This window comes from Pseudorhizobium flavum, assembly GCF_044142885.1.
Taxonomy (GTDB): domain Bacteria; phylum Pseudomonadota; class Alphaproteobacteria; order Rhizobiales; family Rhizobiaceae; genus Neorhizobium; species Neorhizobium flavum.
The window spans coordinates 693,891-711,766 of sequence record NZ_JBIOKZ010000002.1; the positions used below are offsets into that span (position 1 = coordinate 693,891).

At 64.2% G+C, this 17,876-nt stretch carries 21 protein-coding genes, 1 tRNA gene and 1 pseudogene; 3 read left to right on the forward strand and 20 right to left on the reverse strand.

Annotated features, from left to right (window positions below; translation table 11 throughout):
- Positions 1–40: 40 nt before the first annotated feature.
- The 5 genes from ACEPP2_RS06850 to ACEPP2_RS06870 form a co-directional block, all read right to left on the reverse strand.
- Positions 41–1,063, reverse strand: coding sequence for a DNA polymerase III subunit delta' (locus tag ACEPP2_RS06850; RefSeq protein WP_395516155.1), 1,023 nt, complete (start codon positions 1,061–1,063; stop codon positions 41–43).
- Complete coding sequence (tmk, locus tag ACEPP2_RS06855) at positions 1,063–1,737, reverse strand: dTMP kinase (protein ID WP_152340164.1); 675 nt, start codon at positions 1,735–1,737, stop codon at positions 1,063–1,065. Before tmk ends, ACEPP2_RS06850 begins: the two co-directional genes overlap by 1 nt.
- 104 nt (positions 1,738–1,841) lie before the next feature.
- On the reverse strand, positions 1,842–3,005 hold the full coding sequence (locus ACEPP2_RS06860) for a D-alanyl-D-alanine carboxypeptidase family protein (RefSeq protein WP_395516156.1): 1,164 nt from the start codon (positions 3,003–3,005) through the stop codon (positions 1,842–1,844).
- 65 nt (positions 3,006–3,070) lie between these two features.
- The gene (locus ACEPP2_RS06865) at positions 3,071–4,042 is read right to left on the reverse strand and encodes a septal ring lytic transglycosylase RlpA family protein (RefSeq protein WP_152340166.1); all 972 of its coding nucleotides are present in this window, start codon (positions 4,040–4,042) and stop codon (positions 3,071–3,073) included.
- Positions 4,043–4,279: 237 nt separating this feature from the next.
- Positions 4,280–4,519 (reverse strand): DUF6894 family protein, encoded by a 240-nt coding sequence (locus ACEPP2_RS06870; RefSeq protein WP_152340167.1) that lies wholly within the window; start codon positions 4,517–4,519, stop codon positions 4,280–4,282.
- 115 nt (positions 4,520–4,634) lie between these two features.
- On the opposite strand from ACEPP2_RS06870, the gene ACEPP2_RS06875 reads away from it, so the two are divergent.
- Positions 4,635–5,354 carry a Crp/Fnr family transcriptional regulator gene (locus tag ACEPP2_RS06875; protein ID WP_395516157.1) on the forward strand — a complete coding sequence of 240 codons (720 nt, stop codon included), beginning with the start codon at positions 4,635–4,637 and terminating at the stop codon, positions 5,352–5,354.
- Positions 5,355–5,471: 117 nt separating this feature from the next.
- Positions 5,472–5,561, forward strand: a tRNA-Ser gene (locus tag ACEPP2_RS06880).
- Positions 5,562–6,137: 576 nt separating this feature from the next.
- Here the strand turns inward: ACEPP2_RS06880 and ACEPP2_RS06885 are convergent.
- The 7 genes and pseudogenes from ACEPP2_RS06885 to trbG all read right to left on the reverse strand — a co-directional run.
- Positions 6,138–7,178: pseudogene (locus tag ACEPP2_RS06885) on the reverse strand (recombinase family protein); the annotation flags it as partial.
- The gene (locus ACEPP2_RS06890) at positions 7,175–7,561 is read right to left on the reverse strand and encodes an HVO_A0114 family putative DNA-binding protein (protein ID WP_023516013.1); all 387 of its coding nucleotides are present in this window, start codon (positions 7,559–7,561) and stop codon (positions 7,175–7,177) included. The pseudogene ACEPP2_RS06885 and the gene ACEPP2_RS06890, both read right to left, overlap by 4 nt.
- The gene (locus ACEPP2_RS06895; protein WP_023516014.1) at positions 7,558–7,911 is read right to left on the reverse strand and encodes a toxin-antitoxin system TumE family protein; all 354 of its coding nucleotides are present in this window, start codon (positions 7,909–7,911) and stop codon (positions 7,558–7,560) included. Before ACEPP2_RS06895 ends, ACEPP2_RS06890 begins: the two co-directional genes overlap by 4 nt.
- Entirely contained in the window at positions 7,908–8,231 is a 324-nt protein-coding gene (locus ACEPP2_RS06900; RefSeq protein ID WP_023516015.1) for a hypothetical protein, read from the reverse strand. The genes ACEPP2_RS06895 and ACEPP2_RS06900 overlap by 4 nt, the downstream gene beginning before the upstream one ends.
- Positions 8,232–8,366: 135 nt before the next feature.
- A complete protein-coding gene (locus ACEPP2_RS06905; RefSeq protein WP_047581001.1) occupies positions 8,367–8,588 on the reverse strand; it encodes a DUF2274 domain-containing protein in 222 nt (73 codons plus the stop codon).
- Positions 8,589–8,590: 2 nt separating this feature from the next.
- A complete protein-coding gene (locus ACEPP2_RS06910; protein WP_023516017.1) occupies positions 8,591–9,718 on the reverse strand; it encodes a TrbI/VirB10 family protein in 1,128 nt (375 codons plus the stop codon).
- On the reverse strand, positions 9,715–10,668 hold the full coding sequence (gene trbG, locus ACEPP2_RS06915) for a P-type conjugative transfer protein TrbG (protein WP_245290330.1): 954 nt from the start codon (positions 10,666–10,668) through the stop codon (positions 9,715–9,717). The genes ACEPP2_RS06910 and trbG overlap by 4 nt, the downstream gene beginning before the upstream one ends.
- A 60-nt stretch (positions 10,669–10,728) precedes the next feature.
- Between trbG and ACEPP2_RS06920 the strand changes: the two genes are divergently transcribed.
- Positions 10,729–11,106 carry a nuclear transport factor 2 family protein gene (locus tag ACEPP2_RS06920; RefSeq protein WP_024269984.1) on the forward strand — a complete coding sequence of 126 codons (378 nt, stop codon included), beginning with the start codon at positions 10,729–10,731 and terminating at the stop codon, positions 11,104–11,106.
- Positions 11,107–11,111: 5 nt separating this feature from the next.
- Here the strand turns inward: ACEPP2_RS06920 and trbF are convergent, their stop codons facing one another.
- From trbF to ACEPP2_RS06960, 8 genes are all read right to left on the reverse strand, one after another.
- Positions 11,112–11,801 carry a conjugal transfer protein TrbF gene (gene trbF / locus ACEPP2_RS06925; RefSeq protein WP_023514515.1) on the reverse strand — a complete coding sequence of 230 codons (690 nt, stop codon included), beginning with the start codon at positions 11,799–11,801 and terminating at the stop codon, positions 11,112–11,114.
- Positions 11,798–13,183, reverse strand: a complete 1,386-nt coding sequence (trbL, locus tag ACEPP2_RS06930) for a P-type conjugative transfer protein TrbL (RefSeq protein WP_023514516.1) — start codon at positions 13,181–13,183, stop codon at positions 11,798–11,800. Before trbL ends, trbF begins: the two co-directional genes overlap by 4 nt.
- Before the next feature lie 2 nt (positions 13,184–13,185).
- Positions 13,186–13,473: a putative entry exclusion protein TrbK-alt gene (trbK-alt, locus tag ACEPP2_RS06935; RefSeq protein WP_225685326.1), complete on the reverse strand. Its 288-nt coding sequence runs from the start codon at positions 13,471–13,473 to the stop codon at positions 13,186–13,188.
- A 14-nt stretch (positions 13,474–13,487) separates the two neighbouring features.
- Complete coding sequence (trbJ, locus tag ACEPP2_RS06940) at positions 13,488–14,261, reverse strand: P-type conjugative transfer protein TrbJ (protein ID WP_023514518.1); 774 nt, start codon at positions 14,259–14,261, stop codon at positions 13,488–13,490.
- Positions 14,258–16,750, reverse strand: coding sequence for a conjugal transfer protein TrbE (trbE, locus tag ACEPP2_RS06945; protein WP_047573883.1), 2,493 nt, complete (start codon positions 16,748–16,750; stop codon positions 14,258–14,260). Before trbE ends, trbJ begins: the two co-directional genes overlap by 4 nt.
- Before the next feature lie 10 nt (positions 16,751–16,760).
- Positions 16,761–17,042 carry a VirB3 family type IV secretion system protein gene (locus tag ACEPP2_RS06950; protein WP_023514520.1) on the reverse strand — a complete coding sequence of 94 codons (282 nt, stop codon included), beginning with the start codon at positions 17,040–17,042 and terminating at the stop codon, positions 16,761–16,763.
- On the reverse strand, positions 17,042–17,374 hold the full coding sequence (locus ACEPP2_RS06955; RefSeq protein ID WP_047573886.1) for a TrbC/VirB2 family protein: 333 nt from the start codon (positions 17,372–17,374) through the stop codon (positions 17,042–17,044). The genes ACEPP2_RS06950 and ACEPP2_RS06955 overlap by 1 nt, the downstream gene beginning before the upstream one ends.
- Positions 17,371–17,876, reverse strand: a 506-nt coding sequence (locus ACEPP2_RS06960; protein ID WP_395516158.1) for an ATPase, T2SS/T4P/T4SS family, incomplete at its 5' end; no start/stop codon positions are given. The genes ACEPP2_RS06955 and ACEPP2_RS06960, both read right to left, overlap by 4 nt.

A 17,876-nucleotide genomic window follows, 5' to 3' on the forward strand; every position in this document is an offset into this window, starting at 1 on the left:
GCAGCAGCGAAACCCATACTTCGCCGTGCCCCCCACTGGATCAGCGATGGGCGGCTTCGAGGATCGATAGAAGCGTCTGCTTCCGGTCGAGGTTATAGGCCTGCGAGACGGTGACCTTCTCCCCCACCTCGCTGGCCAGATCCGCCATGCGTGCCGCGGCGGCGAGGTCTCCCGCGAAGGCGGCCTGGCGCGCCCGGTCGGAAAGATGGTCGCCAAGATGCTCCAGAAAGAAGCCGAGCGCGACGTCCGCATCCTTCGCCGAGAGCACGTCGGACAAACGATGCATCGCTCGTCTTGCGGCGGGTCCCTCCTCCGCCAGCATCTGGTTGAATGCGCTGACAATGTCGGCGCCGCCGTAGTTCAGAAGCTTGAGCACCTGCGAGACGCTCCCTTTCGACATGGCGAGCACGGTCTCCCTTGTTCGGCCCTCGACCGAAACGCCCAGTGCTTCGAGCGCGCGCAGAAGATCCTCCTCGCCGAGCGGTGACAGGCGCAGCGGCAGGCAACGGGAGCGTATGGTTGGCAGGAGCTTGCCCGGGGCATGCGACAGGACGAGGAACATCGCCCGCTTCGGTGGCTCCTCCAGGATCTTCAGGATGGCGTTGGCAGCATTGCGATTGAGATCGTCGGCGGGATCGATGATGACAATTCGCCAATTCCCTGTGCCGGATGTCTGGGAGAAGAAATGCCCCGCCCGCCGGACTTCGTCGATCGTGATCGCGGTCTTCTGCTTTCCCGACTTCTCATCAACCGGCCGGGTCAGATGCAGGAGATTGTGAGAAGCACCGGAAGCAATCTGCCTACCGATCGCGGACTCTGGATCCGGGATTGCAAGCTGGTCCGGTGCCGTCTCCGGGTCAGGGTGAGAAAGAACGTGGGCCGCGAACCGGAATGCCAGCGTTGCTTTGCCAATTCCCTCCGGGCCCTCGATGAGGATTGCGTGGTGGGCTTTGCCCGTGCGGTAGCTGCGTGCCAGGAATTCTTCTGCAGCCTGATGACCGAACAGGTTCGGATTTCGTGCGGGCGGGATCGCGCCGTCAAGGATGTGAGCGTCCTCACCCATCAGACGTTTTCCGCGCTGGCCGTTACCTTATCCTGCCGCGCCGCCAGCGGTTCGACAATGGACAGAACTTCGGCTGCGATGGTATCCTCGGGCTGGTCCGCGTTTACGACGTGACACCTCCCCGGATCGGCGGAAGCGATCTCGAGAAAAGCCTCGCGACGCTTCTCATGTGTCTGGAGTTCCTCCCTTTCGAAACGATCGGGCGCAGTAGCCCCTCCCCTTGCACGCGCCCTTGCAAGTCCCTTTTCGGCAGGCAGGTCAAGGATCACGGTGCAGTCGGGATAGACGCCGTTGACAGCGATCCTCTGCAGGGCTTCGAGGTATTCGGTTTCAAGGTTCCCGGTGACCCCCTGGTAGACTCTGGAAGAGTCCATGAACCGGTCGCACAGGACGACGGCACCGCTTTCCAGTGCCGGACGAATGACTTCCTCGACATGGTCGCTCCGAGCCGCGGCAAATAGGATCGCCTCCATGCGGACGCCGAACTCCTTTGCGGCGCCCGAAAGCAGCACGTGTCGTACCGCCTCTGCGCCCGGAGACCCTCCCGGCTCCCTCGTCACCAGAACGTCGAGGCCCCGCCGCCGGAGCGATTCCGCAAGCCGGCGAATCTGGGTGGACTTCCCTGCCCCTTCGCCGCCTTCGAACGTTACAAACAGTCCTGGTCTTTTTGCCAACCGCAACAACTCTTCACGCTTCCGGGCCACGGCGGCCCTCGGCCATGCTCGAGGCCACCATCAATGCCTATCGTATCTATTGCTAAGATAAAACCTCTCTGGCGCTACAACCAGAAGAACATGAGTTCGAGCAGTGCATCGGTCGCCTTGGAGAGCAGCGTTCCGGATCCGACCGGATGGGCAGCCACGAGCTCGACCTCGCGAACCAGTCGCTCATCGGCGGAAATCTTTAGCATGCCAACCGCCTGTCCCTCGGCGATCGGCGCCCTCAGCGGCCACTGGTAGACGATCCTGCCGCTCAACCTCGGCGGCGTTTCCGTCGGCAGGTAAATATCTACAGGCTCGCGGGCCGCTAGATCGAGATAGCGTGTCTCGCCTCCGTAGACGCTCACCTGGCCGACCACCTCGCCCGGAGAGAACAGCAGCTTGGTCTCGAATGAAGACAGCCCCCATTCAAGGACCCGGCGAGCCTCTTCCAGCCGCTCCTTCTCGCTCGCCAATCCACCCATGGCCAGAAAAAGCCTGGTGCCGCGACGTTCGATCGATGCCACCAGAGCGTATCCAGAATCCTTGGCGTATCCCGCGCCCAGCCCATCGATACCGATGTTGAGCGACAGCAGGGGGTTCTTGTTCCGCTGAAAGATCCCGTTCCACTCGAAGTCCGGCTGCGAATAGAGCCCATATTGCTCAGGGTATTCGCGGTGAAGATGCCGTGCCAGTTCCACAAGGTCACGCGCGGTCGTGAAACTCTCCGCTGGAGGGAGCCCTGTGGGGTTTGCGAATGTCGAACGACTGAGGCCGAGGTCCTTGGCCCGCGCGGTCATACGGGCCGCAAACTCTGCCTCGGAGCCACTTATCCCCTCGGCCAGGACGATGCAGGCGTCGTTGGCGTTCTGGATCACGACGCCCCTGATCAGGTCGGCCACAGAAACCGTCGAGTTCAACGCGGCAAACATCGTCGTTGTACCGGACGGTGCACCACCATTTCTCCATGCGTATTCCGTAACCGGAAAGCTGGTGGCTGCGGAAATTTCCCGCCGCTTCAAAGCGCTGAAGACAACCTCCATTGTCATCAACTTGGCCAGGGAAGCCGGCGGGAAGGCCTGGTTCTCGTTGACCGCCAGCAGAACCGTACCTGTCTTTGCCTCGACGAGGTAGGCTTGTCGGGCCTTGGTGACGAAGCCGGCATCCGCCTGCTGTGCAACAGCCGTATCCATGCCGATCGTTGCCTGCACCAGGGCAAGCAGCACCAATACCAGGAATCTCATGACTGCTCCGCGTATGATCGGCATACGCGTATCAACATGGCACGATCGGGGCAATTGCGCTCGTGTTACTGCGACGCTTTTTTGCCGTATTGCCGACCGGCGTACGAAAGGATGGAGCTTTCGGTAAGGCCGTCATTCCGCACCATTACCGCATCGAAGACGAGTTCCACCTCGCTCACCGGTTCCACGACATAGGCCGATGTCAGGCCGCTCGAGAGCCCTACTATCCCATAACCGGGGCGCTCCGCAGGCAGCGGCCCCATCTCGGGCAGGGCTGCAAACGTATCCTGCGTGCCGAGGGCTTCGAACGCCTGGGCAGACGTATCTCGTGGTCCGCTCGGCGTGGGTCCGCCGAAGGCGACCGGCACAGGCACCGCGCCGCCATAGCTCTGCAGTTCCTGGCCAAACGGGGCATTGGAAGCAACCATGACGCCACTGGCGATCTGGCCTTCCGGCTGGACCGAAGGCAGACGGTCTCCCTTGCCGATATAGGAGGCCATCAGGTACGGCATGTCGTGTCCGTCCATTCGTGCACGCCCGACATACTGGACGTTCACCTTCGCGGTTCCCGCACGTTTCATGTCGAGCAGTTCAGCAGTCTTGGCAGAGACATCGATGATGCGGCCGGGATGGAACGGGCCGCGATCATTGACGCGAACGATGACGGATGCACCGGTTTCGGTGTTCGTCACCCGCGCATAGCTAGGCAGAGGAAACGTCGGGTGAGCCGCCGACAGATGTTCCTTGTCGTAGACCTCGCCGTTGGCGGTGAGCCTGCCGTGAAAGGCCGAGCCGTACCATGAAGCCAGACCGGTCTTGTTGTAGGAAGGATCTTCGTTGGGGACGTAGGTCTTGCCCTTGACCTCGTAGGGCTTGCCGACCATGAAGCGCCCTCCGCCCTTAGGGACGGGCTTGCCTTCAGTCACCACGCGCGGGCTGGCCTTTACGCCATATTCCTTCTCAGAGAAATACTCCTTGCTCCGCGGCTTCTGGCCTTTCGGTTGCGTGGTGGAACACGATGCCACGCCGAAACACATCAAGGCCACTCCGAGCCATCTCGCCGAATGGAAAAGTCTGCCGCCGCCAGATTTCAACTCTCAATGCCCCTGCCGTCACCGGGCGCCCCTGCACCCGTCATTGGTCAGTGCCCCATCGGGACTCCGACCGAACAATGGTGACAACCAATGTTTTCAAAGTGGCGAAAATGCGAATGATTTCTGTGGGCAAATGAGCGTTTCGCCTCGCATGGTTAGCGAGAGGTTAAACTGCAACGACTAAGTGCTCCAGCGCGTCTGGAAATCGAGCGAACCGACAAGAATCGTTTCGCCCATCTCGTCGCGCACCGAAACGCGAATGCCGCCACTGGAAACGCCAGGCAGCTCCTCGCGGGCGACGTCGGTGAGGATGCGGCTTACCTCCTTCAATAGGAGATCATGCCGCATGGGGAGGGTTACTCCCATTTCATCACGGGTCAGGCCGTCGCCGTTTGCAAGGTCGAAGAAGTATCGGGGCATGTGTCGTCTCTTCCGGCATATGTCCGTCGAAAACTTCTTAGGCAACTTTGTTCCAACCATCGGTGTTCTCCTCCACAACGAACCCAACGTGTCGCCACCAAGAAGACAAGGCTAGATGATCGAAGCGCTATTCCAGAACCTCGAACACCGGGACGTTCTTTCGGGAGCGGAGCGGGCTCTCCTCCACGGAACACTCTCGAAGGAACGGAGCTTTGGAAAGGGCGACGACATCGTCGCCGAAGGAGCGCGGCCGACCGTCAGTACATTGCTTTGCGAAGGATTTGCCGCCCGCTACAAGATCACCGAAGGGGGAAGCCGCCAGATCACGGCGCTCCACGTCGCCGGCGATTTCGTCGATCTTCACGCCTTCCTGATGAAGACGATGGACCATGGGATTGTCGCACTTTCACCATGCCGCGTTCTTCTGGCCGAGCACGGTGAACTCAAGTCGCTTACGGAGAATTCGCCTCACCTGACGCGGCTGATGTGGCTCGATACCCTGATCCACGGGGCAATCCATCGATCCTGGATCGTCGCCATGGGCCGGCGTTCGAAGGCCTCCCATCTGGCCCACATCATGTGCGAGCTCTATGTCCGCCTGCAGGTAACCGGTCGCGTCGAAGGGCTGAGCTTCCACTTGCCCCTCAGCCAGGCCGAAATGGCGGACGTGATGGGCCTGTCTCTCGTCCACATGAACCGGGTGATACAGGCCATGCGACGCGAAAACCTGGTCACATGGATCAACCAGACGATCACCATTCTCGACTGGGACCGTCTACGCAGCCTGGCCGAATTCGACCCGACCTATCTCAACCTGTGGATCGAACCGCGATAGATGGCAGCCGGAGCGACGACGTCGCCTGCCCTGTCCGCGCAGTCGCCAGACTCGCATGTTGACGCTATCGAAGCCAGGAGCTAAAGCCCTTGCACCACATGGATCAGCATCGGCTCAGGAAGAGTGTCCGAGTGGTTTAAGGAACCGGTCTTGAAAACCGGCGTGCGGGAAACCGTACCGTGGGTTCGAATCCCACCTCTTCCGCCACTTCGGTATAAAACCGGGAACGCCGATTCCCGCCGATTTCCCTCCTTTTGTGGCTATCAGCGCCCTCAACAGCGTGTTTTTGCTGCCGTTGATGTAGATCGCATCGTCCCCGACCTCGACATGCTGGGCGAAAGCCCGGACGTGATCCCGCCGATAACCGCCCTTTCCGAGCCGAAGCCCGGTCCGCGCTTCGCTCGCCAGCTCCCGCACGGCCGCGCCTGTGAGGCCCTTATGGGCCGAGCTTTTCAGCATGGCCTCGGTCCTTACGGCGTCGGCCCGTGCCTGATCCCGTATCGCCGTAAGGCCCGCGATGCGTTCGCCGAGGGCGGATTCGGCCGGGTCGAGCGAACCCGCCTCGATAGCCTCGTAGAGCCGCTTTAGCCGCATATCGGCCTCGGCCGCGCGCTGGTTCAACTCGGTGATGTGCTGGCTGCGCCGCTCGACGCTCTCCTGCCGGCGATCCAGCAGCGAGGCGAGCACGTCTTCGATCCGCTCGGGGTCCAGCAGCCTTTCCTCGATGTGGCTGACCACGATGCGGTCCAGCTTGTCCATCGGGATCGCGCGGCCCTTGCAGCCGGTTTCGCCCTGCCGTGCCCGGATCGAACAGGCATAGTAGCGGTAGCGGCCGTTCTTGCCCGTGCGCAGCGTCATGGCCCCACCGCAATTGCCGCAATAGCAAATGCCGGTCAGCAGGTTCGGGCCGCTGACGACGCGCGGCGGCGTCACCTTCGGATTGTTGACCTGCAACCGCTTCTGCACCGCCTCGAATATCTCAAGGTCGATCAGCGGCGGCACCGCGACGGTGACGACTTCTTCCTCGGGCTTCACCTCGCCTTTCTTGGACCGGCGGTTGAACCGATGTTCGCCGATATAGGTGCGGCGGGTCAGGACGCGGTGAAGCTGGCCGATGCCCCAACGTCCGCCGCTGCGGGTGAACATGCGGTTCCTGTTGAGGTAGCTGACGATGTTCTTGACGCCCATGGGGCCGGACGTGCCGTCGCCTTCCAATGCTAGGCGGAAGATCATCCGCACGGTGTCGGCGTGCAGCGGGTCGATTTCCAGCTTCTTCTTCATCTTCGTGCCGCGCTGCTCGGCATCGACGACGCGGTAGCCGATGGGCGGCAGCGAGCCATTCCAGAAGCCTTGCCGCGCGTTCTCCTTCAAGGCGCGCAGGACGTGCTTGGCGTTCTCCTTCGACTGGTATTCGTCGAACAGTGACATGATCCGCCGCATCATCTGGTGGATCGGATCGTCGCCAAGCTCCTGCGTCATGGATACGAGCTTGACGCCGTTCTTCGCCAGCTTCCGGTAGTAGTATTCCATTTCAAATTCGTCGCGGAAGAACCGCGAGAAGCTATGCACCACCACCACGTCGAACGCTGGCGGCTTCGACGTGCCGGCTTCGATCATGCGCTGGAACTCGGGGCGGCGGTCGTTGGTCGCCGATGCGCCCGGCTCGATGAAGGTTTCCACAAGCTGATAACCGCGAGACTCGCAATAGGCTTCGCCCTGCCGCTTCTGGTCGGGGATCGACACGTCATGCTCGGCTTGCCGCGCCGTCGAGACGCGCAGATAGAGCGCGGCGCGCAGGGCGACGTGTGGGGAATGAATGTTCATAGCGCGCCTCCTTTCGCCGCGCGGCGTTCGAGCAAGGGCAACGCCAGTTCAACACGGTCATGGACAACCTTGGGCGCGAGCTTGCGGCCTTCCTTCTCCAAGCGGACAAGGCCGTAGCTCTCCATCGTCTTCATGGTGCGTGACAGGTTGGATAAGGCCCGGCCGGTGATCTCCGAAAGTTCCTCCAGCGAGGCCGGAGCTTTCTCGGCGATGACGCGCAGCAGTTCGCGGTTCCCGGCCGACAGCACCTTGGCGAAGGATTCGGTTGATGTGAACCACACCTTCGGATCGTCCGCCGCCGGCTTTTCCTCGCCGCGCGCGATCCGCATGGTGCGGGCCTTCATCTCGTCGTAGCCGGCAATCCCAACTTTCAATGTGGTCATAGGGCACCTCGCTCCTTCAATACCGCGTCCACCGCCTGCCAGAAGTCGGCCAGCAGCGTGGCCGCATCCTCGTAGGCGTAGGGCTTCACGGTCTGGAGGCGGTGTCGATGGTCCATCGGCTCGCCCCTCCTGCCTCGGCCGACCGGATGGGCATTATCGAAGCCGACCAGCCGTTCGCCCGAAGGCCCGTGAAGCGTGAGCGAGTAATCGAGGCCGCGCGGCTTTTCCGGCGATGCCGGAACGCGGGTGATAACGAACTTCACCCAATGGCCGCCCTCGGGATCGACAACGAGCACCTGTCCGTCGAGGTCCAGAAGCGTGTCGAGGCTCGGGTCACGTTCCTCGCTCATGACTTATCCTTATCACTTTCTGATAAGTATGGCAAGGATTTATTCTCGGCTTCAAGGTCGATTGGGCCGAAAAGGCGGTCGAGCACATGACCGAAATACCGCTCGAAGATTTGTAGTTCTTCCTCGGTGATCGGCACCTTTTCGGGCCAGTCGTCGAAGACCGGCAGCGTCTCAACATCGACGATGCGAAGCGGCGAGCTGCGGCGTTCCCGGCCGTCTGGCGTGGGTTCGTCGGCGTAGTCGAAAAGATCGTCGGGAAGTGCTTCGGGGACCGGGTGTCGCGGTCGCCCTTTGCGGGCGCGGCGGCGCTCTGCGCACATGGAATCCTCCTTGGTTCTGGTGGATTCCGGGGCGCAATAGGCCCCGGAATTAGGCGAACCATGGAGGGCAGTCGGCGGCCTGTAGCGTGCCGCATTTGCGTCTATGCGCTGGCGGCACCCCTGCCGGGATGGGACTTAGTTGGCGGCTCGCCGCGCTCTCGCAAACCCCCGATCCGTTGCGATGAACCGCTCCAGCATCGGCACGATGAGCCTGACGGGATCGGCGACAGGCTGGCCCGTCTCGCGCGCCAGCACTTCGGCATAAGCGACCAGATCGCGGTGGAGCGGCGCGGGCAACTCCACCGTCACCTTGACGGGCTTGTCGTCTGGCAGCGGGCCGAGTTTCAGCTTGGTCATGGTCAACCTCCTGCCGGCTCGAACACAAGATCGCGGGTGACGATAATCCTGACCGGAAAGCCGGGCCGGATCGTCAGCGTCGGCGCGACCTGCAACTGGCGTTGGACGATCTGCTGGCCGGCCTGATTGACGGTATCCTGCGCCCCGTCGCGGATGGCGCGGATCAGCCGGTCCTCGTCGCTGGTCGCCAGCTCGGTGCCGACTGCGAGCAGCGTGGACAGCCCTGCGGCCTTCATCAGATCCCACCAATGATAATCGACGCCATCCTCAAGGCCAGCATAGCCGCTGGCGTCCGCGCCCGGCAGGCGTTCCAGAACGATGGACCGGCCGCCCGGCAGGATCAGGCGATTCCAGACCAGCAACACGCGACGCTGGCCGAAGGTCACGCCGTCATTGTATTGGCCGATGATGCGGGTGCCTTGCGGGATCAGCAGCAGCGAGCCGGTCGGGCTGTCATAGACGTTCTCCGTCACCTGCGCGGTGATCTGGCCGGGCAGATCGGAACGGATGCCGGTTATCAGCGCAGCGGGGATCACGGCCCCGGCCTGAAGGATGTAGGGCGATGCCGGCGGCGCAACGCGATCCGGGGCGACGGTCTGCCGGTCCACGGGTCCATTGAGAAATGCCGCGTGGCGATCCTGTGTCGCGGGCTGCCCGCCGAGGCCAAGCCCGGCAAGGCCGGGCATGGCGGTGCCGGCTGGCGCTCCCCTGCGGGGGCCGGACTGGAAAAAGACGTTGCTCAAGCGCGCGGCTTCTTCCTCGGCCCTGCGGCGTTCTTCCTCTGGATCGACGGCGGGCGTCGTGATTGCCGGCGTTACAATGGGCTGCCCCCGGTTCTGCGCGTCGAGGATCGGGCGGCCGAGGTCGCCGGGTAGCGCCGGGCCGAGCGCCGGGCCGCTATAGTCGCGCGGCAGGCCAGACAATCCGTCCGCCGTGGGGCGGTTCTCGGTCGAATAGAGTTCGTCCCCTCCCGGTCCTGCATCGCGGGTCTGGAGCGCATAGATCAGCGCCCCGCCGATGCCGAGAAGCGCGACGGCTCCGACGCCTGCCAGCATCTTGCGCGATAGGCGCGTGACACGGGGCGTTTCGGCGCGCAGGCGCATGGGGGCGGCGGTATCGGTATCGCTCATGAGGACGATCCTCCCGTGGTCGTGCTGGCTGGCTCTGCTGCGGCCTGCGTCGGGTTGGTGCGGACGATCCTGACGACCTGCTGGCGGTTGCCGCTGCCAAGGCGCAACTCGGCCGCGCCGAACAGGCGGTCCACGATCAGGACGTTCTGGTGGATGCGGGAATTGACGATCTGCGGCTCGCCGTTCGCGCCAAGCACGAAGATCGGCGGCATTTCGCCCTGCACAATCCCGGCCGGGAAGACGACATAGACGCGGCGTCCATCGTCGAACACCGAAACCGGCCGCCATGGCGGGCTGTCGCCCTGCACCTGCAAGCCATAGCGATAGTTCCGCGCAGCCTCGGCCGGGATGATTGGCGCGGCCGGGACGGCGCGGCGCTGGCCGGGCGTTGCGGGATAGGACCATGCGACGGAAGGCATGTAGAGCGATTCCCGCGCGCGCAGCTCGATCATGTAGGTGCGTCGGTCGGTGGTGACGACAAGGTTGGTGGAAATGTCCGGCCGTGTCGGCTTCACGAGGATATGGACACGGCGGTTCGCACCGCTGCCGCTCTCGGTGTCGCCGATGATCCAGCGGGCGGTGTCGCCGGCTGCAATCGGCCCCGCGCCGGTCAGACTCTCGCCCGGCTCCAGCGCAATGGTCGTGATCTGCCCGACTGCGGCATAGACCTGATAGAGCGCGCCTTCGCTCCACGGATATATCTGGATGGCGTTGTAGTAGCCTTCCCGGCGCGGCTCGACGCGGGCGGCGGCATTGGCGTTCTCGACGCGGCCGGTTGGCGTGCCTGCGGCGGTGCCGCCGCGCGCCACGGTCCATGCCGGGGGCACATGCAGCGGCCGAGGCGTGTTGTCGGTTGCCGCCACCTGCACGGTCGGCAGCGGCGGCACGCTGGCGTCGTAGCTGAATTGCGGCGTCCGGTTGGTCGCGCAGCCTGCCAAAGTAATTGCCACCGCCGACGCAAAAATCGCATAGGTTAGCGACTTCAGGATCAGTAAGGAGGAACCGACAGAATGGATTCTGTGCCGACGATTGTTGCCCGGTATATCGACGCCTACAACAGGATGAATGTTCAGGCGATGCTCGACTGCCTGTCGGGCGACGTTCGGTTTATCAACAGATCGAACGGAGAGATGACGAACGAAACGCACGGGATCGAGGCATTTCGCGCGCTGGCGGAACAGGGCGTCCAGTTGTTTGCTGAAAGAGAACAGACGATCCTCGACTGCATCGCCATAGACGACCGTGCAGCGGTGCGCATCGGCTATCGCGCCAAGGTCAAAACCGATCTGCCCAACGGCTGGAAGGCCGGGCAGGAGATCGAGATGACGGGCACCTCGTTCTTCATGATCTCCGAGGGGAAGATCAGCGAAGTGATTGATGCAAGCTGACGCTTTCATTGGCTCATCTCCCGCGACCACGAAATTGCATTGACGTATATTCCCAACGGATTGGCGCGCAGGCGCTCGGCGTCGCGCGGGGGCTGGATGACGATGGTGAGAATAGCCGTCCATCGTTCGGTCGTGGAAAGCTGGCCGTTCTCGAAATGCCTTTCCGTCCACGCCACGCGGAAGCTGTTGGGCGAGGCCCGGATGACGCTCGACACCTCGACGGCGACTTGGCTCCGGCCGACGCGGGTGAAGGGATCATTGGTGCGGGCGTAGTCGTTCAATGCCGCCGCACCGCGATCCGTGGTCCACTCATAGGCGCGAAGCCAGTTCTGGCGGACAATGATCGCGTCGGCCGGGATCGCGCGGACCTGCTCGATGAAGCGGCCGAGATGGAACGCGATCTGCGGATCGGTCGGGCGATAGTCGGCGCTCGCGGGGGCGACGGTCTGCGCCTGACCGAGATTATCGACCTGAACGACCCAAGGCACCACGGTCCCACGTGCGGACTGCCAGACCAGCGCCGAGGCAAAGCCGGCCGAAAGGATCAGGGAGCCGAAGGCCATGAGCCTCCAGTTCCTCGCCTGCACGCGGGCCGAGCCGATACGCTCGTCCCATGCCTGCGCGGCCTTCTGATAGGGCGTCTCGGGTTCGGGCGATTTGCCGTAATGGGTTGCTGGTCGTTTGAAGATGCTCATGAGCGGTCACTTTCGGAAAGGTTGACGGAGGAACCGGAGCCGTGGCTGTCGCCGGAGCGGACGGCATGGGCGGTCATGGTGGTGCCATGGTTCATGGCCTGCCGGCGCTGCATCCGCTGCGCCCAAGCCGGAGGACCGCCGGCCGGGCTGGATGGCGCGGCTGCGGGATCGGCACTCGCACCGCCGACCGTGCCCATGGTGGAGCTGCCGCCAGTCGCGCCGAAGCCGGCCTTTACGCCAGCGGAGAAGCTGGATTTGACGCTTTCGCTTGCGCGGGATGTTGCGCTGGAGGCTGCGCGTTTGAGCGGCGAGACGGCGGCCGAGCCTGCCGCTCGGGCGACACCGCCGAGGCCGGAGGCAACGCCCGCCGCGCCGGACTGGCCGAGCGAGCCGACGCTATAGGCAGCGGTCGCCGCGCCCGCGGCGGTCGCGCCGCCGCGGACGGCCGCGGCCCCACCGGACAGAGCAGCAGCGCCGCCCTTCGCGGCAAGCATGGCCCCGCCGCCAGCCGCCGCGCCGCCGGCAAGCACCATGCCGCCAGCGGCGAGGCCCGTGCCAACGGCCGCGCCTGCGCCGAGTTGCGGCCCGCCCGAAACGATGCCGTTGGCGATACCGGGGCCGAAGATGCCGAGGCCAAGCAGCGACAGCGCGGCGAGCACAATCGCCATCGCGTCGTCGATGGTCGGGGTCGCCCCGCCGAAACCGGCCGTGAATTGCGAGAACAGTGTCGAGCCGATGCCGATGATGACGGCGAGGACCAAGACCTTGATGCCGGACGACACTACGTTGCCAAGCACCTTTTCAGCCATGAAGGCGGTCTTGCCGAACAACCCGAACGGGATCAGCACAAAGCCGGCTAGCGTCACCAGTTTGAACTCGATCAGCGTCACGAAAAGCTGGATCGCCAAAATGAAAAAGGCCAGCACCACAAGCGCCCATGCGAACAGCAGGCAAGCGATCTGGATGAAATTCTCGAAAAAGCTGATCCAGCCCATCAGGTCGGAAATGGAATCGAGCAGCGGACGGCCGGCGTCGAGGCCGGTCTGCGCGACGCGGCCCGGCCGCATCAGATCGGTGACAGAAAAGCCGGTGCCCGACGCCATGAGGCCAAGGCCGGCGAAGCTCTCGAAGACGATCCGGGCGAGGTTGTTCCAGTTAGAAATGATGTAGGCGAAGACGCCGACGAACAGCGTCTTTTTCACCAAGCGCGCGATGATGTCGTCATCCGCGCCCCATGCCCAAAAGAGCGCGGCGAGCGTCACGTCGATCACGATCAGGGTGGTGGCGATGAAGGCGACCTCGCCGCCGAGCAGGCCGAAACCGCTGTCGATGTAGGAGGTGAATACGCCTAGAAAAGAGTCGATGACGCCCGTGTTGCCCATGGTCAGCGCCCTTCGCTGGATTGCGGTGCGGCGGGCGCTGGCGTGCGGCCGAGGAAGCGGTCGCGGGATTCAGCCCATGCGGCGAGGCAGTCGGCGTCGCTTGCCGCCGCCTCGCCGAGCTGCTGGCAACGGCGCAGGCTTTCGCGCAGCGGATCGGCCGGGGGCTGGAGGGCCGATGCGGGCCGTGGCGCGGGAGGTTCGTCCTTCCGCGCCATGTCGATTGCGGTCGCCGTAACGGCGATGGCGATGAACACAACGGCTGTAAGCCGCGCCAGCATCTTGCCGTCCATGGCGAGCCTCCCGGTCAGTTGTTACCGTTGAACATCTGCGCGTTGCCCGGCTGGTAGCCGGTGCCGGGCGTCAGGAACCGCTCGCGCTGGATGCGGCCCTGTTCGGCGGCAGTCGCGCGCTCTGCCTCGGTCAGCGCATCGGCGCGGCCATTCGCCGAGATGACCGCGATCAGGTCGGAAAGCTGTTGCGACTGGAGCGCGAGAAGCTGATTGCCGGCCTGCGTGGCTTGCAGCGCGCCGGTTGCGCCCTGACTCTGGCCGACCAGCGCGGCCATCTCGGCACGGTTGCCGTCGATATTGCCGACCGCGCCCGCCTGAACGCGCATCGCGTCCTGCAAGCCGCCGACCGTGTTCTCCCAGCGGCTACGTGCATCGGCGACAAGCTGGGCGTCGGTCGTCGAAAGCGAGACGTTGCCATATTGCTGCTGGAACGCTTGGTCGATCTGGCCGACCTCGAAAGCGATGTTCTGCGCTTGGCCCAAAAGCTGTTGCGTGCGCTGGACGTTCTGCTGGAGCTGCTGGAGCGATGAATATGGCAGGCTCGCCAGATTGCGGGCCTGATTGATGAGCATCTGCGCCTCGTTCTGGAGGCTGGTGATCTGGTTGTTGATCTGCTCCAGCGTGCGCGCTGCCGTGAGCACGTTCTGCGCATAGTTGCTCGGGTCATAGACGATGCGGCCGAAGCCGAATTGCGCATGGGCCGGGCTTGCCAGCATGGGCGAAAGCGCGACGGGCACGGCGAGCGCCAGCGTAAGGGCCGAGGCACCGACGATCTTGGAATAGGTCATAGAAGAATCTCCTGTGTGGGGTGGTTATCGAGCCGGGCCGGCACGGCGGATTCCGGCCGGTCGGCGAGATTGGTGAGGTTGGGGATCAGGTCGGCCGCCCAATCGACGCCGCGCGCCTGTAGCCATGCGGCGAGGAAGCCATCGCGGCCGTGTTCGGCGACGATCTGCGCGATGAGCGTCTGGTCGGATTTGGCGGATGCGGCGCAGAGCGCGAGGCCGACTTCGGACAGGCCAAGCTCGAACAGGCGATTGCCCCTGCGGCTTTGGCAGTAGTAATCCCGTTTGGGCGTGGCCCTTGCGAGGATTTCGATCTGGCGGTCATTGAGGCCGAAGCGGCGATAGATGGCCGTGATCTGCGGTTCGATGGCCCGCTCGTTCGGCAGCAAGAGCCGCGTCGGACAGCTCTCGATAATCGCGGGCGCGATGTTGCTGCCGTCAATGTCGGACAGGCTTTGCGTGGCGAAGATGACGCTGGCGTTTTTCTTGCGCAGCGTTTTCAGCCATTCGCGGAGCTGGCCGGCAAAACCTTCATCGTCGAGCGCGAGCCAGCCTTCATCTATGATGAGAAGCGTGGGTCGGCCGTCGAGCCGGTCGCCGATGCGATGGAACAGGTAGGACAGCACGGCCGGGGCCGCGCCGGTCCCGACAAGCCCCTCGATCTCGAACGCCTGCACGTCCGCCGAGCCGAGGTGTTCCGCCTCGGCGTCGAGCAGCCGGCCATAGGCACCGCCGACGCAGAACGGTCGAAGCGCCTGTTTCAGATCGTTGGATTGCAGCAGCACCGCAAGGCCGGTGATGGTGCGTTCCTCGACCGGGGCCGAGGCCAGCGAAGTCAGCGCCGTCCAAAGATATTCCTTCACCTCGGGCGTGATGGCGACGCCTTCGCGCATGAGGATGGCGGCGATCCAGTCAGCCGCCCATGCGCGTTCATAGGTGTCATGGATGCGGGCGAGCGGCTGGAGTGAAACGAACGCCTCGTCCCCTTCTGTCAGCCCGCCGCCGAGGTCGTGCCAGTCGCCGCCCATGGCGAGCGCGGCGGCGCGGATCGAGCCGCCGAAGTCGAAGGCGAAGATTTGGCTGCGTTCATAGCGGCGGAACTGCAAGGCCATGAGGGCGAGCAGCACGGATTTGCCCGCGCCGGTCGGGCCGACGACTAGGGTATGGCCGACATCGCCGACATGGAGACTTAGCCGGAACGGGGTTGAGCCTTCGGTCTTTCCAAAGAGCAAAGGGGGCGCACCGAAATGCTCGTCCCGTTCCGGCCCCGCCCACACCGCCGAAAGCGGGATCATGTGGGCGAGATTCAAAGTGCTGATGGGCGGCTGGCGGACATTCGCGTAGGCGTGTCCGGGCAGGCTGCCAAGCCATGCGTCAACTGCGTTGAGGGTCTCGGCCATGGCGATGAAGTCGCGGCCCTGAACGATCTTCTCGATCAGGCGCAGCTTCTCTTGCGCCACGCGCGGGTCGGCATCCCAAACGGTGACGGTCGCCGTGACATAGGCCATGCCCGCCACGTCCGCGCCGAGTTCCTGCAACGCCATGTCGGCGTCGAGCGCCTTGTTGGCGGCGTCGGTGTCCACAAGCGCGGACGCCTCGTTGGTCATCACCTCTTTCAAGATCGCCGCTACGGACTTGCGCTTGGCAAACCACTGGCGACGGATGCGGGTCAGCAGCCGGGTCGCATCGGTCTTGTCGAGCAGGATCGCGCGCGTGCTCCACCTGTAGGAGAACGGCAGCCGGTTCATTTCGTCGAGCAGGCCCGGCGTCGTCGCGGTGGGGAAGCCCACGATGGTCAGGACGCGCAGATGTGCATCGCCAAGGCGCGGCTCCAGCCCGCCGGTCAAAGGCTGGTCGGCGAGCAGCGCGTCGAGGTGCATCGGCACCTCGGGCACGCGCACGCGATGGCGGTTGGTCGAGATGGTGGAATGAAGATAGGTCAACGTCGCACCGTCATCCATCCAACGGCATTCGGGCATGAAGCCGTCGAGCAAGGCCAGCACGCGGTCGGTACGGTCGATGAAGCCGCGCAGCAGTTCCCACGGGTCCACGCCCGCTTTCTCCCGGCCCTCGTAGAGCCATGCCTCAGTGCGGGCGGCTTCCTCGGCCGGGGGCAGCCAGAGGAAGGTCAGGAAGTAGCCGGACACGAAATGCGCGCCCGCTTCCTCGAAACCGGCCTTGCGCTCGGCATCGACCAGCGCCGACGCGGGATCGGGAAAGGTGCTGTCGGGATAGGTCGCGGCCTCGCTGCGCTGCGCCTCAACGAAGATGCTCCAGCCGGAGCCGAGGCGGCGCACGGCATTGTTGATGCGGCCGGCGACGGCGACTAGCTCGGCGGCGACGGCGGAATCCAGATCGGGACCGCGAAACTTCGCCGTCCTCTGAAAACTGCCGTCCTTGTTCAAGACGACGCCCGAGCCGACCAGCGCGGCCCATGGGAGATAGTCGGCGAGCCGGGATGCGGTGCGGCGGTATTCGGTAAGGTTCATCATGGCCGCGCCCTCACACCGCCAGAAAAGCCGGGATGCGGATATGTCGCCGCCCGACCTCGACGAATTGGGGGTCGCGCTTCGCCGCCCACACGGCCGCGAAATGCCCGATGGCCCATAGCGCGATGCCCACCAGCCAGAGGCGCAGGCCGAGGCCCACGGCCCCGGCCAGCGTTCCGTTCATGATGGCGATGGCGCGCGGTGCGCCGCCGAGCAGGATATGCTCGGTCAACGCCCGGTGGACCGGGATCGAGAATCCCGGCACCGCGTCGAGCTGTTCGAGGCCGCCCGCCATCAAACGAGCGCCCCGCCGCCGAACGAGAAGAACGACAGGAAGAAGCTCGACGCCGCGAAGGCGATGCTGAGGCCGAACACGATCTGGATCAGCCTGCGGAACCCGCCGCTGGTATCGCCGAAAGCCAACGTGAGGCCGGTGGCGATGATGATGATGACGGCGACGATCTTGGCAACCGGCCCCTCGATGGACTGAAGGATTTGCTGAAGCGGCTGCTCCCACGGCATCGACGATCCCGACGCATGGGCGGCCGGGGCGAGCATGACACTGATGGCAAGGATGGATGCGGCGGTCGCCATGCGGCGATAGCCGCGCGAAATCGTGCGGATCATGAAGATTCTCCTGTGTTGGTGGGGATTGCCGAAGGGATGGGATGCGTGATGCGGTAGTCGCCGTCCGGCCCCAGCCCTTCGACGCGGGCAAGCTCGGCAAGCCGGCGCGCGGAACCACGCCCGGAAAGGACGGCAACAAGGTCGATTGTCTCGGCGATCAGGGCGCGCGGGACGGTGACGACAGCCTCTTGAATGAGCTGTTCAAGGCGACGGAGCGCGCCGATGCCGGTGCCGGCATGGATGGTGCCGATCCCGCCCGGATGGCCGGTGCCCCACGCTTTCAGAAGGTCGAGGGCTTCCGATCCGCGCACCTCGCCAATGGGGATGCGATCCGGGCGCAGGCGTAGCGAGGACCGCACCAGATCGGAAAGCGTTGCCACGCCGTCTTTCGTCCGCATCGCCACTAGATTGGGCGCGGCGCATTGCAGCTCGCGCGTATCCTCGATGATGACGACGCGATCCGCCGTCTTCGCCACCTCGGCGAGCAGCGCATTGGTCAGCG